The organism is Bacillota bacterium (assembly GCA_012842395.1).
Lineage (GTDB): Bacteria > Bacillota > SHA-98 > UBA4971 > UBA4971 > UBA6256.
This window is the reverse complement of the sequence record DUSX01000009.1, coordinates 34731-49681: the sequence shown is the minus strand read 5'-3', so window position 1 is coordinate 49681 and position 14951 is coordinate 34731. Positions and strand designations below refer to the sequence as shown.

Annotated in this window: 16 protein-coding genes; all 16 read right to left on the bottom strand. The window is 64.5% G+C overall.

Going from position 1 to position 14951, the window contains the following annotated elements:
• Positions 1-392 precede the first annotated feature (392 nt).
• Positions 393-1694 (bottom strand): MFS transporter, encoded by a 1302-nt coding sequence (locus GX515_03715; GenBank protein ID HHY32124.1) that lies wholly within the window; start codon positions 1692-1694, stop codon positions 393-395.
• A gap of 2 nt (positions 1695-1696) precedes the next feature.
• Positions 1697-1999, bottom strand: coding sequence for a hypothetical protein (locus GX515_03710; protein ID HHY32123.1), 303 nt, complete (start codon positions 1997-1999; stop codon positions 1697-1699).
• Positions 1996-2772 (bottom strand): dTMP kinase, encoded by a 777-nt coding sequence (gene tmk / locus GX515_03705; GenBank protein HHY32122.1) that lies wholly within the window; start codon positions 2770-2772, stop codon positions 1996-1998. The genes GX515_03710 and tmk overlap by 4 nt, the downstream gene beginning before the upstream one ends.
• A gap of 113 nt (positions 2773-2885) precedes the next feature.
• Positions 2886-4004: an aminotransferase class I/II-fold pyridoxal phosphate-dependent enzyme gene (locus GX515_03700; GenBank protein ID HHY32121.1), complete on the bottom strand. Its 1119-nt coding sequence runs from the start codon at positions 4002-4004 to the stop codon at positions 2886-2888.
• Positions 4005-4045: 41 nt separating this feature from the next.
• Positions 4046-4498, bottom strand: a complete 453-nt coding sequence (locus GX515_03695; GenBank protein ID HHY32120.1) for a F0F1 ATP synthase subunit epsilon — start codon at positions 4496-4498, stop codon at positions 4046-4048.
• Between the two features lie 3 nt (positions 4499-4501).
• Positions 4502-6034 carry a F0F1 ATP synthase subunit beta gene (gene atpD / locus GX515_03690; GenBank protein ID HHY32119.1) on the bottom strand — a complete coding sequence of 511 codons (1533 nt, stop codon included), beginning with the start codon at positions 6032-6034 and terminating at the stop codon, positions 4502-4504.
• Between the two features lies 1 nt (position 6035).
• Positions 6036-6983, bottom strand: a complete 948-nt coding sequence (gene atpG / locus GX515_03685; protein HHY32118.1) for an ATP synthase F1 subunit gamma — start codon at positions 6981-6983, stop codon at positions 6036-6038.
• The gene (locus GX515_03680) at positions 6967-8826 is read right to left on the bottom strand and encodes a F0F1 ATP synthase subunit alpha (GenBank protein HHY32117.1); all 1860 of its coding nucleotides are present in this window, start codon (positions 8824-8826) and stop codon (positions 6967-6969) included. Before GX515_03680 ends, atpG begins: the two co-directional genes overlap by 17 nt.
• Positions 8823-9326: a F0F1 ATP synthase subunit B gene (gene atpF / locus GX515_03675; protein HHY32116.1), complete on the bottom strand. Its 504-nt coding sequence runs from the start codon at positions 9324-9326 to the stop codon at positions 8823-8825. Before atpF ends, GX515_03680 begins: the two co-directional genes overlap by 4 nt.
• A 122-nt stretch (positions 9327-9448) precedes the next feature.
• Complete coding sequence (gene atpE, locus GX515_03670) at positions 9449-9703, bottom strand: ATP synthase F0 subunit C (protein HHY32115.1); 255 nt, start codon at positions 9701-9703, stop codon at positions 9449-9451.
• A 159-nt stretch (positions 9704-9862) separates the two neighbouring features.
• On the bottom strand, positions 9863-10531 hold the full coding sequence (gene atpB / locus GX515_03665; protein HHY32114.1) for a F0F1 ATP synthase subunit A: 669 nt from the start codon (positions 10529-10531) through the stop codon (positions 9863-9865).
• 51 nt (positions 10532-10582) lie between these two features.
• Entirely contained in the window at positions 10583-10915 is a 333-nt protein-coding gene (locus tag GX515_03660) for a hypothetical protein (GenBank protein ID HHY32113.1), read from the bottom strand.
• 26 nt (positions 10916-10941) lie between these two features.
• Complete coding sequence (locus GX515_03655) at positions 10942-11187, bottom strand: AtpZ/AtpI family protein (protein HHY32112.1); 246 nt, start codon at positions 11185-11187, stop codon at positions 10942-10944.
• A 77-nt stretch (positions 11188-11264) separates the two neighbouring features.
• A complete protein-coding gene (locus GX515_03650; protein HHY32111.1) occupies positions 11265-12746 on the bottom strand; it encodes a vanomycin resistance protein VanB in 1482 nt (493 codons plus the stop codon).
• A 28-nt stretch (positions 12747-12774) separates the two neighbouring features.
• Positions 12775-13383, bottom strand: coding sequence for a tetratricopeptide repeat protein (locus tag GX515_03645; protein HHY32110.1), 609 nt, complete (start codon positions 13381-13383; stop codon positions 12775-12777).
• A 290-nt stretch (positions 13384-13673) separates the two neighbouring features.
• The gene (locus GX515_03640) at positions 13674-14774 is read right to left on the bottom strand and encodes a hypothetical protein (GenBank protein ID HHY32109.1); all 1101 of its coding nucleotides are present in this window, start codon (positions 14772-14774) and stop codon (positions 13674-13676) included.
• Between the last annotated feature and the right edge of the window lie 177 nt (positions 14775-14951).

Genomic DNA, 14951 nt, shown 5'->3' with positions numbered 1-14951 from the left:
AGGGCCCGCCGCCGGACCCGCCTGGCCCTGCTCTGGATCGCCGCACCCCTTCACTCTACCCCTTCGCTCTTTGCCCGGCTCCTCCTGGACCGCGCAAGCCTGGGCCATGTGGGGTACTAGGTGCAGGGCTGGGGGCCTACAAGCAAGGCACAGGCCGCTAGCGCCCGAGTGCATCGCCAGGAGCTCACGCTGCGTTTCAGTGCGGAGACTCTGCCTCCTGAGGCTGTCGGCCCTACGCTGCGGGGAAGGCGCACCTTGCGGCCTGCGGCGCCGCGCCTCGTCCGGATTTGGCGTGCGAGAATAGCCGGATTCTCCGCACACGTCGTGCAAACTCCGGCGAGCCTGGCACCCTCAGGAAAACAGACGAAAACTCATGGCACCGTGCTCAGAGACTAGCGACCTTGCGACCGTGGCCGGGGGTGATGTCCTGCCATCCGGGACTGGCGCAAGTCTAGTTTAGAAAAGAATAGCACGTACATGATGGCGGATGCAAGGTACAACGTAGCTGTAATCAGAAACGGCACGGCATAACCGAAGCGCTCGATCATGACCCCGCCCGCTACGCTACCTCCCGCCCAGCTGATGTTCCAAGCCATCCCCCGCAGGCTGCTGAGGATCGCCCGGTCCCGTGCCGAGACCGCTTCCATACTGAAACTGGAGTCCACGGGGCCAGACATGTTCATCAGTGCTGAGCGCAGCAACATGGCCGGCACGATCACCGCGGTGTCCCGGGCAAGCGCCATGGCGACGAGGAAGGGCACCGATGCGATCTGGGTCACCGCAACCGTTTTCACGCTGCCCCATCGCTCCGCCAAGAGCGGTGCAAGGAGAGTGCCCGCCATCGTCATGACCATGGAGCCGGCAAACACGAGCCCGATGACGGGCGGCGACGCGCCCTTGTCCGCCAGGAAGACGGGAAGGAATGGGATCATCAGGCCCGCGCCCAGCGACGTCACGACGGAGGTCGTAACGAACCGCCCAATCACGATGAGATGCGCCTTGGTGTCGCTGCAGCTCACGTCCGGTAGGCGCGAAGCGGCCTCGCGGACACGGTGAAAGCTCGATTCCTTGAGCGCCACCAGCGGGGCTGCCGAGGCTGCCACGAAGGCCACTCCGACCAGCATGGTCGCGCGGAGCGGCCCCATTCCAGATGGGTTCCAACCAGGCGCAAGTCTGCCAAAGACCTCAGGCAGCGCGCCGCCGAGGGAGTTCCCCACCACCGCAACAGCCAGCAACATCGTGCTGTTCACGCTGAAAAGATAGGCCCTCTCCGCGTCACCGCTGTTCTCGGCGAGGAAGGGCGCGGTGTTCACGAAGGTGAACGCGGTGCCGGCGCCGAGGCATGCTTCAAAGAACAGAAGGACATCCCGTGACGAAAAGACAGCGATGCCAAGCGCACCGAGGGACGACAGGATTGCGCCCGCCAGAAGGGCCCTCCGATGCCCGGTCGCGTGCGCGACCGCGGCGGCCGGAAGGCTCACGATGCCGGTGACGAGCGCGCCGAACCCGGTTATGACCCCGAGGAAATCGCGGGCGTGGCCGAGGGCCACGATGTACAGCGCCAGGACAACTTGGAATATCCCCGATTGGACCGAGGCCAGCGCGCTGCTGAGGAGAAACAGCTTCGCATTGGGGGAAAACGATCGGATCTTGTCGAGGTACGAGTGCAGGACCGTCGGCACACTTCCGCGCACGCCTACGTCTCCTCAGTGGGCAGGTTCCAGCTCTTGCTCAGGTACCATTCTTCCTTTCTCGGGTCGAAGTAGATATCCAGCGTCTGGCCGCTGTCAACCGCAACCCGATAGAACGTCCGCCCGTGCTGGTCCCACCAGCTCCTGGAACGGCCGCGCCCCGAGGCGGGGCCGGCGAACGCCGCGTCCTGCCACACCTTTTTGATCTGCGTGATCTTGTATTCCTTGTCCCTCCACTTGAGGGCAACGGGATCGAGGCTCTCGCCCGAGCGAGCTACCTCGATCTTCTCGTGGTGGAAACCGATCATCGAACCACGGCCTCCTTCGCCTCAGGCCCGTTCGCTCCGGGCGCCTCCGGCTCTCCCTCTCCTGCGAGCGGCATGTTGAGCGGCAGCTCACCGGCGGCCGGCCGGCGCCTCTTGCGGCCGGACAGCGCCTTCGTGGTGAGGAGCGGCTTCACCAGCGCCACTATGTCGCGGTGGACCTCGCGCATAGGCCTGTTGCCGTCAATGATCTCCACCCTCTGGCCTCGCCTGCGCAGCTCGCTAATGGCCTCAAGATAGTTCTCCGCAACTTTCTCGAGTTTAGGAGTCTCCTCGTAGAGCTCCACGTGCCAGCGCGCCTGGTTCCGGCGCCGCTCGGCCACGAGCGGCGGCACCTGCAGGTAGATGGTGAGATCGGGCGTGATGGCCTTGGCGTTTATCTGCTCGAGCCACCGCCTATCCACGTTGAGGGACTGATAAGCGAGGGACGAAAGGATGTACCTGTCGCATATGACCACGACGCCGCCCTCCAGCTTCGGGCGAATGTCTACCTCGAGGTGATCGACGCGGTCGGCTGCGAAGAGAAGGGCCAGACACCTCGGATCAATGCTCTCAAACTTGCCGTTGCGAGAGGGTCCGCCCACCCTTTTCGCCAGAATCGTCCGGATAAGCCCTCCGACCGGGCCATCCGTGGGCTCTTTCGTGAGATGGACGGGGAGGTTGAGCTTGGTTGCTACGTATTCCTTGAGCTTGACGGCTTCCGTCGTGACCCCTGACCCGTCTATCCCTTCGATAACAATGAATTTACCCTTTTCCATCGGCGACTCCTCTTCAAACTCGTTCCTGCCTGCTTCGGTTATATTATACCTTTGCGTGGAACGGCTAGCAACGAAAGCACAACGAAACCACCGCGTGACACGGGGTCAGCACGTCAAGTCTTGGACGCAAGCCGCCTCGCAAGCAGGTCCAGGCCAGCCTCGAGGGTGTTCGTGTCGCCCCCGAAGCCGATGCGCAGATAGCCCTCGGTCTCGAAGCATGAGCCCGGGACCACCAGTACACCGTCCTGGGTTACGAGCTCGGTCGCGATATCGATGGACGGCACGTCGGCTGCATACTTTACGAAGGCGACCACGCCCTCCCTGGGAGGGACGTAACGCACGAGATCCGCGTTCGCTCGAGCCCACTCGTCGAGGACCGCGAAGTTCCTGCGCGCAATCGATCGGCTCCTGGCCAACACCTTCTCGGAGTTCCGGAGGGCGGCAAGCGCGAGAAGCTGTGAGGGCCCGGCGGGGCATATGGACGTGTAATCGCGAAGCGCCCAGCACTTCTCGATAACCTCCTCGGGCCCCACTATCCACCCGATCCGCAGCCCCGAGAGGCCGTAGGCTTTCGACATGCTGCCCACGCTTACAGCGTCGTCCGAAAACCTCTGTGCCGATGGCGAGGCCACCCCGTCGGAGAGCGACAGTCCTCGGTAAACCTCGTCCGAGAGGAGCACCGCGCCGCACAGCTCAGCGATCTCGCATACCGCAGCCATGCTCCCCGCGTCTATCGGAGCACCTGTGGGGTTGTGAGGATGGTTGATAACGATCATCTTGGCGCCGCGTCCCACGAGGTCCTCGAGCTCCGATATGTCGGGCCTGAAGCCCTTCTCCTCCGTGAGGCGCCAAAGTCTCACATCCGCCCCTTGGGAACGCGGGACCTCATAAAGTTGCTGATACGCTGGGAATTCCGAGATCACCGTGTCCCCCGGCCCGAGGAGCGCCGCGAAGACGAGGAAGTTCGCCTCGATCGCCCCCGTGGTTACAAGCACGTTTTCCGGACCGCGCCCGGGGTACATCCTCGCGATCTCCTCGCGGAGCTCCGGGAGACCCCGGCTGTCCGTGTACCCGAGATCTACAGGCACGTCCCCGTGGAGCGCGTCGACCCCGCAAACTTCCGTGAGCTCTGCAAGGGTGAAGGCCTTCACGCAGCTCTCGGCGATATTGTACCTAGCAGTGAATTCGTAGCGGCCGAACCATCTCTCGATGGAGAACGGCTCGATCCTCATCCTTCGACCTCCTTCACTGGCCTCCACTGGCCCCGTTTGCCTTACTCCCCTATTTTCTCCGGAGTCGAGGCAGATCCCTGCCCGCCCCCATTCTGGTATTTCGCGACCTTGAGCCTATTGAGGGCCTTCTGTAGCGACGCCCGCGCGCGCGTCAGCACCACATGCTCCTTGCTGGTAGCGAGAATCTCCTCTGCTTGGCGCTTAGCCTCCAGGGCCCGCTGGACGTCGATCTCCCCGGGCATCTCGGCGGCCTCGGCCAGGATGATCACCTTCGTGGGCGAGACCTCCATGTATCCCTCGCTTACGGCCAGCATAAGGCGCGAATCGCCCGTTCGCGCGGTGAGCACCCCCACGGCAAGCCTCGCTATCAGGGGTATGTGCCCCGGAAGGATGCCGATATACCCCGAAACGGTTGGCGCGATGACCGATTCCACGTCGCCCGAGAACTCGAGCCTGTCGGGCGTGACCACCTCAAGGCGCAGAGTCTTGGACACGGCTCACGATGCCTCCCGGCGTGCCATAGCCTCGGCCTTCTTCACGGCTTCGTCTATGGTGCCAACCATATAGAACGCCTGTTCGGGCAAATCGTCGTGCTTCCCCTCAAGAATCTCCGCGAATCCACGCACGGTTTCCTCTACGGGCACGAACCGCCCGGGAATCCCCGTGAACTGCTCGGACACAAAGAACGGCTGTGAGAGGAACCTCTGAATCCGCCGCGCCCTGGCCACGATCCGCCGGTCCTCGGGGGACAGCTCGTCGACCCCTAAGATCGCTATCACGTCTTGGAGGTCCTTGTACCGCTGGAGAATGGCCTGGACCCCGCGTGCGGTGTTGTAGTGGCGTTCTCCGACCACCCTCGGATCGAGCAGCCTCGATGTGGACGCGAGGGGGTCCACAGCTGGGTAGATGCCCATCTCCGCGATGCTTCGTTCGAGGTTGGTGGTGGCGTCGAGATGGCTGAACGTCGTCGCGGGTGCCGGGTCCGTATAGTCGTCAGCCGGCACGTATATGGCCTGGATCGAAGTGATGGCCCCGCGCCGCGTGGACGTGATCCTCTCCTGCAAGCTGCCGAGCTCCGAGGCAAGTGTCGGCTGGTAGCCGACGGCCGACGGGATCCGGCCGAGCAGGGCGGACACCTCCGCTCCCGCCTGAACGAATCTGAATATGTTGTCTATGAACAGCAGCACGTCCTGACCCTTCTCGTCGCGGAACGCCTCTGCCATGGTCAGACCGGTGTACGCAGCCCGGAGACGCGCGCCCGGGGGCTCGTTCATCTGGCCGAAGACAAGCACCGCCTTGTTCAGCACGCCCGACCTCTTCATGGAAAGCCATAGCTCGTTGCCTTCACGCGTTCGCTCGCCTACGCCGGCGAAAACCGACACGCCCCCGTGCTCCGCCGCGACGTGCCTGATGAGCTCCATGATGAGCACGGTCTTGCCCACGCCCGCGCCTCCGAAGAGCCCGACCTTTCCACCGCGAGGATACGGCGCGAGCAGGTCAATCGCCTTGATGCCCGTCTCCAGCATCCGTAGGTTGGTGTCTTGCTCCTCGAAGGACGGCGCCCGGCGGTGTATCGGCCTGCGCGGCGCGTCCACACTAGAGAGCGGCGGCCCGCCATCGATTGGCTCGCCGAAGACGTTCAACACGCGCCCCAGCACGGCCTCCCCCGTCGGCACGGCAAGCGGCCTGCCGTCTGTCAGCGCCTCCATGCCTCGGCGGAGACCCTCGGTGGGGGACAACGCCACGCACCGAACGACCCCGGCTCCCACGTGGCTTTCAACCTCAGCGACCACGGCCCCGCGAGCCTCTGCCGGCACACTCTCGCTGGCTCGCCCACTTGCTCCATGTGCGTCCGCGTCCTCGGAGCGTGCGCCCACTCCAGCGCCTGCGCTCCGCGGCCCGCCCGGCCGCCCCGCGTTTGCCTCAGTTTTCGGAATGAACACCGCGGAGTGTATCGGTGGGAGCTCCTCCTCACCCTCGAAACTGATATCGATAACGGCACCTTTGACCCTTACTACATGACCCTTCATGTTACGCCCCCTCGCTTTCAACCCTCGTGGAGGGCACACGTCCGTCGAAAATCTGCCCCCCTGGCGCCGGGGACCCCTCAGCACCGGCGCCAAGCGCCTCGGCACCCCCGACTATGTCGGCGATCTCCCGGGTGATCTGGGCTTGGCGCGACCTGTGGAACGCGAGCGTCAGTCGCTCGATCATCTCCGAAGCGTTGTCGGAGGCAGCGCTCATGGCAGTCATCCTTGCGCCGCGCTCCCCCGCCTCGGCCTCGAGGAGGGCGCGGTATACCTCTACCTCCACGTATCTCACGACCAGGTGATCCACGACCTCCTTCGGCGACGGCTCGAAAAGACACGTGCCAGCCGGAACATGATCGGACCGGCCGCTGCCCAGCGGCACAATCGGGATCAGCCGAAAGACCCGAGGGCGCTGCTGCATCGCCGAGTAGAAGCGGGAGTAGACCAGGTATACGTGGTCGAGCTCCCCGGCGTCGAACGCCTTGAGTATACGCGCCGCTATGGTTCTTGCGAGCGCGAACGTGGGGCGCTTTGACGCAAGGCTCCTCTCCCCCAGTATAGGCACTCCCTGCTCGCGCAGGGCTCTCGCGCCCACGCGGCCCACGGCGATCACCCGCGCGTTCGCGCGGCCGCATGCTCGATCTATGAGGTCGAGCGCCGCCTTGATGATGTCGTCGTTGTATTTCCCGCACATGCCCCGGTCGGACGTGACCACCATCACGCCCACGGTGCGCGGCGGGCGCGCGGCCATGAGCGGGTGTACGTACCCGGCGAACGACGATATGTCAAGCAGGACCTCGCTGATCTTCTTGGCGAAAGGCCTCGCCGCCTCGACCCTCGCCTGGGCATCCCGCAGCTTCGCCGCAGCCACGAGCTTCATGGCTCTCGTGAGGTGCCTGATCTCGCGAATGGTTCGGATGTGACGCCTGACCTCACGCGGACTCTGCATGGCGCTCCACCATCCTTGCGAAATCCCTCTTGAACTCGTCTAGCGCCCGGGCGAGGTCCGCCCTCACCTCGTCGATGCGGCCTGTGTCTCGGATCCGGCGCATGATGGACGGGTACGCGTCCTTCACATGGACGAGGAATTCCTTCACAAACCACCTCGTCTGGTCCACGGGGATGTCGTCCAGCGTCTCACCGGTCAGCGTAAACAGCGTGACCACCTGTTCCTCGACTGTGAGCACCTCGTGGTTTGGCTGCTTCAGCACCTCCACTATCCGCTCGCCCCGGCGAAGCTGCGCCTGGGTGGCCTTGTCCAGGTCGGAGCCAAACTGGGCGAACGCTGAGAGCTCTCGGTACTGCGCGAGGTCAAGGCGCAGGTGGGACGAGAGCTCGCGCATGGCCGGCACTTGCGCGTCCCCGCCCACGCGCGACACGGAGAGCCCGACGTTCACCGCCGGCCGCACGCCCGAGAAGAACAGGTCGCTCTCGAGATAGATCTGACCGTCCGTGATCGATATGGTGTTGGTGGGGATGTACGCCGAGACATCGCCCGCTAGCGTCTCCACTATCGGTAGAGCGGTCATCGACCCGCCGCCGCGTTCTTTCGAGAGCTTGGCCGCACGTTCCAGGAGGCGGCCATGGATGTAGAAGACATCCCCTGGATAAGCCTCGCGGCCCGGCGGCCTGCGCAGCAGCAGCGCGACTTCCCGGTGAGCGGCTGCGTGCTTGGACAGGTCGTCATACACTATAAGGACGTCCCTGCCGCTGTACATGAAGTGTTCAGCCATGGCGCAGCCCGCGTATGGCGCGATGTACTGAAGCGGCGCTGGATCGCTCGCGGACGCCGCCACGACCGTGGTATATGGGAGCGCCCCGTGCTCCTCGAGCACGCTGACGGTTTGGGCTATGCTCGAGGCCTTCTGGCCTATGGCCACGTAGATGCATAGCACCCCCGTATCCTTCTGGCTGATTATGGCATCCACAGCGATCGACGTTTTTCCGGTTTGGCGGTCACCGATGATGAGCTCGCGCTGGCCGCGCCCGATCGGCACCATCGCGTCCACCGCCAGAATCCCGGTCTGCAGCGGCACGCTCACAGGCTCGCGTTCCGCCACGCCCGGTGCGGGGCTCTCGATATAGCGCCTCGCCCGCGCCAGGATCGGCCCCTTGCCGTCCAGCGGCTCGCCGAGAGGGTTCACGACCCGCCCAAGGAGCTCCTCGCCCACAGGCACGTCCGCGACCCTTCCCGTGCATCGCACGACGGACCCCTCGGTGATCCTCTCCGCGCCCGTGAAGACGATGCACCCCACGGCGTCCACGTCAAGGTCGAGGACCATACCCTCACCGCCGCCGTCGAACACTACGAGCTCTCCGGCCATCGCCGACGGAAGGCCGCTTATCCTCGCTACGCCGTCTCCCACGGAGATGACGGTGCCGACCTCTTCTACCACCGGGGCGGGCGTATGCTTCTTCACGAGCTCGATGGCTGTTCTGAGCATCTCTGACGTGAGCTTCGGGCCCTTCCAGTCGCCCTCAGGCTCGCCGCCGGGTACTCCCGGAGCCGTGCCCAGCGCCGCCAGGTGGAAGTACTCCGCGAGTTTCGCCCGAATCTCCTCCAGGCTCCGGCTCAGGCTCGCGTCCACGACGGTGTTACCGATTTGAAGCGTGATCCCGCCCAGAAGAGAGGGATCCTCCTCGAAGAAGAGGAGGATCGGCCTGCCCAGCCCCTCCGACACACGCGTCCGGATCGTCTCCCCGAGCTCGGGTGACAGTGGGCGGGCCGTTCTCACGATGACGCGCACCGGCCGCTCGGCCGGCGGCTGTGTCCTCTTTCTGATGGGTCTCATAGTTCCCGCTCCCCCGCGCCACTCAGCCAACCTTCCTCGATGAGGCGTTTCACGACTGCTTCATCGTCGGCGAGGTTGACTTTCTTTGCCGTGACTGCGCTGGCCGTGGCCACGACCAGGTCGACGATATCGTCGAGCAGGGCTTCAAACGCCACTTGCCGTTCGCGTGCAGCCTCGGCCCTGGCTTGTTCGAGAATGGCCTTCGCCTCTTTCCGCGCGGCTTCCAGTATCTCGGTCTGGGCGCGTTCCCCCTGGACGACGGCCTTCTCGATGATTTCCTGCGCCTCGCGGCTCGCCTGCGCGAGGCGGGCCTCGTACTCTTGCTTCATTTTCGCGCTCTCAGCGCGGTTTCGTGCTGCTTCCTCAAGAGACTGCTTTATCCGGTCCTGCCGGTCCATCATGAACTTCCGGATCGGCCGGTAAAGGAAGAACGTGAGGAGCGCCACTAGCAGCAGGAAGTTGAGCACGCTTGCAAAGAACGTCATGTCGATCTGGATCAACGTAGATTCCCCCCTCTGCACGCCTCCTCCGGGCGACAATGGGACTCCTGCCGCGCGGGTTCGAGGGCGGATGACCTTGTCGCGCCGCCCGCGCCCGGCAGCCTCGCCTCTTTACCTCGCGGTCACCCCAGGAATGGGTTGGCGTAGAGGAGGATGAGCGCAACAACCAGTGCTATGATAGGCGTTGCCTCGACCAAGCCGATACCTATGAGCATGGTCGAGAAGATCGATGCCTTCGCCTCGGGCTGACGGGCGATGCCGTCCACAGCCTTCCCGGCCACGTGGGCGTCGCCCAAGCCGGCCACGAGCGCTGCAACGCACACGATGATGCAGATGGCAGCAACTGAGATGAGCTTAAGAAGCATTACCTCTGTCATGGTAACCCCTCTCCCTTACGTAAGTTTGTCGTTCGTCGGAGGACGCGCGGCGCACAGGCGGTCACGAGAGACCGCCCACCTCGCACCTGTGTGGCCACACGGCCGCGCGCGCGTCGACGACGCGTCGGGGGACGCCCGTCCTCTGGGTTCGGACGCCCTTCAGTCCTCGGCCGCCACCGTGACATACGCGATGGACAGCATCACGAAGAGATACGCCTGGAGCACCCCCACGAATACGTGGAAGGCCTGGCCCACCGTGGGCACGGCGTAGGCCACCAGCTTGCCAAGGATGATCACTAGGACGTCACCAGCGAATATGTTGCCGAACAAACGTAGGGCCAGTGTGATCGCCCTGGTGCACAGCTCGATCAGATTCAGGGGCAGGAAGAGTGGGTTCGGCTTCACAAATCCCACGATGTACCCCCACACCCCTTTCACGGACGCCCCGGCATAGATCGTGAGCCCTAGCACCACCGCGGCCAGCGCCAGCGTCACGTTGATATCCGCCGTCGGGGATTTCATGCCCGGAACCAGCCCTATGAGGTTCGCCACCAGTATGAACAGGAACAGAGTCGCGATGACGGGGAAACAGCCCCGGGCTCGCGGCGGCACGTTATCCACCACGAGACCCCATAGAGCCTCCACACCGTACTCCACCATGTTCTGGAAGCCGCCTGGCACATCCTTCATCCTGCGCGTCGCGATCACGGCCACCGCCACGAGCAGGGCCATTACGATCCACGTCATGATGATGGTGTCCAGGTGACACGTGAACATCCCAATGCGCAACACGATGTGCGCACCGATTTCGCTGGAAGCGTTCGACATCTTCTCGCCTCCGATCAGCCCGCTGAGAAAGGAGCCGTCACGGCTCGCCGTTCACCCTCGCTCTGCTCTGTCGGCACGCAGGGACGCTCCCGCGTCCACGCCGGTGCGCCGCCAGGCGGCGCGGCTCCTCGCAGCAATCACGAACAGCCCGCCCAGGCGAACGACGATGTAGGCGGCCGCCATGCACAGGAACGATGTCTGACCGAGAACCATCGCCCCCAGCGCCAGCGCCCCGAACACGAGGGCCATCCGTCCGAGCGCAACCCGGCGCACAAGCGCCGATGCGCGGTTCGGGTTGAGGGCCGCGGCTTTCTTCGCCATTTGGACCATCGTCAAAAGATCAAGCGCCCCGAGAAGGGCGCCGGCGAGTGACCCTGCTGCCATGCAGAGCTATCCCCCTTCAGTGGATGTCAACGTTTTGGTCTCGGTGGTCTGTCGCGGAACTCGGACATGACGAGCTTGTAAACGCCCCAGAACCCCGCGAGGGCGCCAAGAAGGAAGCCCGTCACGGCGAACCACGGGCGTGTCCCGAGCCTTGTGTCGAGGGCGTGCCCCGCGGCAAAGCCTATGGCCATCGAACCCGCGATGTTGAAGCTGATGGTGCCGTAGAACTTGAACGCCCTCACGAGCTCCGGGTCGAACTTGCCTTCTCCCAAGTTCCCACCTCCAGACCACCGGAGCGCCGGCCTCACCCGCAGTGGGCCGGGCGCGCACGCACCGGACCTATGCGGGTTCAGTGGTTCGGTTGACGGCCGGTGGCCGAAGCCTCCGTGTCTGGCGCCCGGGGCGCCCCTACGCCGACCAGAATCCGCCTTGCTCTCGGCCGGTATCGGTCGCGTGACAGAAGCTCTCTGCTCGTCTCCACGCCGTTTACCTTGATTATGCGGTAGACACTAACGACGTAGCCCCAGGTCCCCTCATCCTCGATCACTTCCTGGCCCGCAGCGAGGGACATATCCTCGCGCCTGACCACGCCCGGGGGAATCCTCTCCTCGATCTCCGTTTCGATGATCACTTTCCGGTCGGACGGCGCATTCCCATACACCTTGACGGTGACGGAGTCCTTGCCGACTTGCGAGGCCAGCATCACATGGCTGGAACCGTCGTTCCTGAACCGGAGGTCGATGTAGTCGTAAGCCACTGTGGCGTCGCGGCCTACCGGCACGTACGCCGGTGCCACCGAATGATTCGCCCGTGCCACGATATCCAGGCCAGCGAGGAGCACGGCGTTGTAGAGGGTCGTCGAGACCTGGCATATGCCCCCGCCCACACCCGGAACGAGCTCGTCCTCGACCACGACTGGTGCCTCGAGGTAGCCCGCTTCCTTGCTGCGCGGGCCAACCACAGTGTTGAACGAGAATACCTCGCCCGGCGCCACCAGGACGCCGTTGATGGCGTCCGCAGCGGCGCGGATGTTGTGGACCCTCGCCTCGTCCGCCGGGTTGAACTTCGTGGTGTAGGCGCCTATACACCTTTTGATGTTCATCGCCTGCAGCTGTTCCGTGGTCACCTGGGGAACGACCGGCTCCACGCTCAGCCGCACAATCCTCCCTGTGCGCTGGGGAAGGACCGCCTTGATCGCCGCGCCCAGGCTGCTTACGTCGAGGCGCCTGCCGTTGGCCGAGGGCCGGAGGCTCACCGTGTCGTCCGGAGCGATGGTGAAGCCCGCGTTTTCCGCCGGCCTGTCGATCTCCGCCGCAAGCTCGAACACGACGTCTCTGAAGAGGTCCTCGTTTACCGTGATGATGAGCGGCACGTCACGGCCGTGCGCAGCTACGGCGCGCCTCTCCCGCCACCTTGCGAGCCACGGCCCAGTTCGTCCCACGGCCATGGCCTGCTCCACGGTAGCCGATACGTGTGCTTCCACGCCTATGTCGACGGGGTTGAGCTGCCACGACTGGTTCTCCCACACAAGGGTGATAGGGGCCGCAACCACCTCGGATGCGAACCGCTCCAACACGCGGCTGGCCTCCTCGGGCGTAAGGCCGCCGAGGGCAATGTCGGCCACCCGCACCCCGTCGATGATGCGGGGCGCTTGCGGGGCAGCGGCATGGGCCGCACCGCCCGCCAAAACCAGCACCGCAACGGCGATGGCCATCGCCGCCGTCATGGCAGTGCTCGCCGGCTTGCGGGCACTCTGATTTGGAGTCTGTATCGCCAAGACCCACGTAAGGAGGAAGTTCACACCATCACCCCGCGTCCGGCCCTCTTCCACGCTTGGAGGGACATCCCGGAAACGCGCCTCACTTCCTGAACCCAAGGACGTAAACCAGGATGAAGGCCGCAACAACAAGTAACCAGAGGTACCGGCCACCCATGACCCCCGTCCGGCCTTCTCCGACGAAACCGCGCACCTGAAGCCTGTGTGCCTGCTTGAAATGGCCGACTGCACGGTCGATCATTCCCATTTGTCGGTACACCACGCCAAGGTTGTGATGGGCCGTGGCGTGGTCGGGATCGATCGACAACGCCATATTATAGCACTGTATGGCCCTGTCAAGCATGTTCTTTTCTTTGTATATGTTGCCGAGGTTGCTCATGGCTGCGGCGTGCCGCGGGTTGAGCGCGAGGGCCCTTTCAAAGCTGGTCTCGGCCTCGTCGAGCCGCCCCTTGCGCGCCAGCACGACTCCCAGTTTGTTGTGGGCTTCCGCGTTCTCCGGGTCCAGGCCTACGGCCGCTTCGAGCACTGCCTGCGCCTCGTCGAGTTTGCCGAGACGCAGGAGGTCGCAGGCGTCCTTCAGCCGCTGCGCTGCATCCGCCCGTTGGGTCGTGGCGTCCGTCCCCGCGTGCGGGTGATCGTTCGACTCGGTATGAGGTTTGGCCGGCACGGGTTTCCAAGGAGCGAATCTCAAGCACACCGCCTCCATACTCCGTAGCGTCCGCACCCATCCCTCACCGCAATTATATATCAAGAGTCAACGTGGTGTCTTGCCCCGTGTCTTGCCTCGCCCGGCGCGCGACGGGCGAAGCTGTGCGGAAGCTGTGCGCCACGACGTCTAGGACATCTCACTGGGTTAGTGGCACATCGCACCAGAAAGGGCCCCGCCTGCGGTCGCCCGCGCTCCCCTGCGAGGCCGGCACGCCCCCACGACGCGCCTCGTCCGCGACCTAGCGCGCACGCTCCGCAAGTCGGCGTGCTCGGTCACGTAAGGAAAATCAACGCGAACCGGCTCCTGAGCCAAGCTCGCACTAGGCCGAGCACAAGAGGGAGGCCGAGGTAGCCGAAGACCGGATATACCCGGCTCACCAGGTCTCCGAACCCGACCTGCGCAAGCAGAGCGGAGGCGAGCACGGTCGACACGGCGAGCGCGCGCTCCACCGATCTGTTGCGTCTCCCGAGCCTCCGGCAGAACGCAAAGCATGCCGCTGCGGCTGTCGTGACCATTGCCACCCAGAGGGCTGCGAAGTACACCACACGGAGGCCCAAGCCGAAGCGCGAGGCCGCTAGGAGCATCGGCACTTCTGCGCGCCAGATGGCGGGTCCGTGAAGCTCGAGCGAGATGTGAATCGCCGCCATGAACACGAGAAGCGCAACTCCCCCGAGGGCGGCACCGCGTCGCGCGGCCCTCGGGTCGTCCAGATCCCTTCCCATGGACGCGAACGCTGCCACGACAAGGATGAGGTTGTATGAGACGTACAGGACGCTCGCTACCGGCCACGCTGGAATGAACGCATTCCCGCTTGCACCTTCGGGCCAGGGCGGGCCCGGGCACGGTGATGAGCGCGCTATCGCTCGTATCAGCGAGAGAGATGCGACCGTCACGGGAGCACCCAGCAGAACAGGGGCGATCACGGTGTTCAGAGAGAGAAGCCCTTCGACCCCTTTGACGACCGCAGCCACCGTGACCAGCGCCGTGAGGCTCATCCCCAGGCTTGAGGGGAGATACGCGTGCTCTTTGAAGAGCGCGGCGCTCCCCGCCATCATGACACAGAGCGAGCAGAACGTGAACACCGTGAGAACCGCATCCATCGCACGCGCGGCCACCGGACCGCCGAGGAGCTCCAGGAGATCCTCAGCCGAGGACGTGGCATGCCTTGAGGCAAGGTCGGCAAGCATCACCCCCAGGGTGATGAACAGAAGGCCGGAAAGTGCCACCCCGAGGTCTCCCCCCCGCGAGAACCTGGCGAAGAAGTGCAGGTGTTCCTGACCTGAAGCGAAGCCCGCGCCGACCACGGTGCCGAGGTACGTGGCGGCGAGTCTGACGTTCATGGCGGGAACGGTGCGGTTGGAGGTAGGTCTCACCTCGTCACCTCCGCGGCCGGCGTCGCCTTGTCGCCCCGGGCCCGGTGCAACGTTCCGAGCTCGCCGCGACGTTCGCTGAAACGGGCGTTGAGACGAGAGCTTGGACTGGCGCGGCCCGGGGCAGCGACCGGCCTACATCGGGATTTATATTCAGCCTGGCTGCCTGTACAGCACCAT

Bases quoted from the DNA above. Each gene is read 5' to 3' on its own strand.
- GX515_03710 (HHY32123.1), bottom strand. From the start codon at position 1,999: ATGATCGGTTTCCACCACGAGAAGATCGAGGTAGCTCGCTCGGGCGAG.
- tmk (HHY32122.1), bottom strand. From the start codon at position 2,772: ATGGAAAAGGGTAAATTCATTGTTATCGAAGGGATAGACGGGTCAGGG.
- GX515_03700 (HHY32121.1), bottom strand. From the start codon at position 4,004: ATGAGGATCGAGCCGTTCTCCATCGAGAGATGGTTCGGCCGCTACGAA.
- atpD (HHY32119.1), bottom strand. From the start codon at position 6,034: ATGAAGGGTCATGTAGTAAGGGTCAAAGGTGCCGTTATCGATATCAGT.
- atpG (HHY32118.1), bottom strand. From the start codon at position 6,983: ATGCAGAGTCCGCGTGAGGTCAGGCGTCACATCCGAACCATTCGCGAG.
- GX515_03680 (HHY32117.1), bottom strand. From the start codon at position 8,826: ATGAGACCCATCAGAAAGAGGACACAGCCGCCGGCCGAGCGGCCGGTG.
- atpE (HHY32115.1), bottom strand. From the start codon at position 9,703: ATGACAGAGGTAATGCTTCTTAAGCTCATCTCAGTTGCTGCCATCTGC.
- atpB (HHY32114.1), bottom strand. From the start codon at position 10,531: ATGTCGAACGCTTCCAGCGAAATCGGTGCGCACATCGTGTTGCGCATT.
- GX515_03660 (HHY32113.1), bottom strand. From the start codon at position 10,915: ATGGCAGCAGGGTCACTCGCCGGCGCCCTTCTCGGGGCGCTTGATCTT.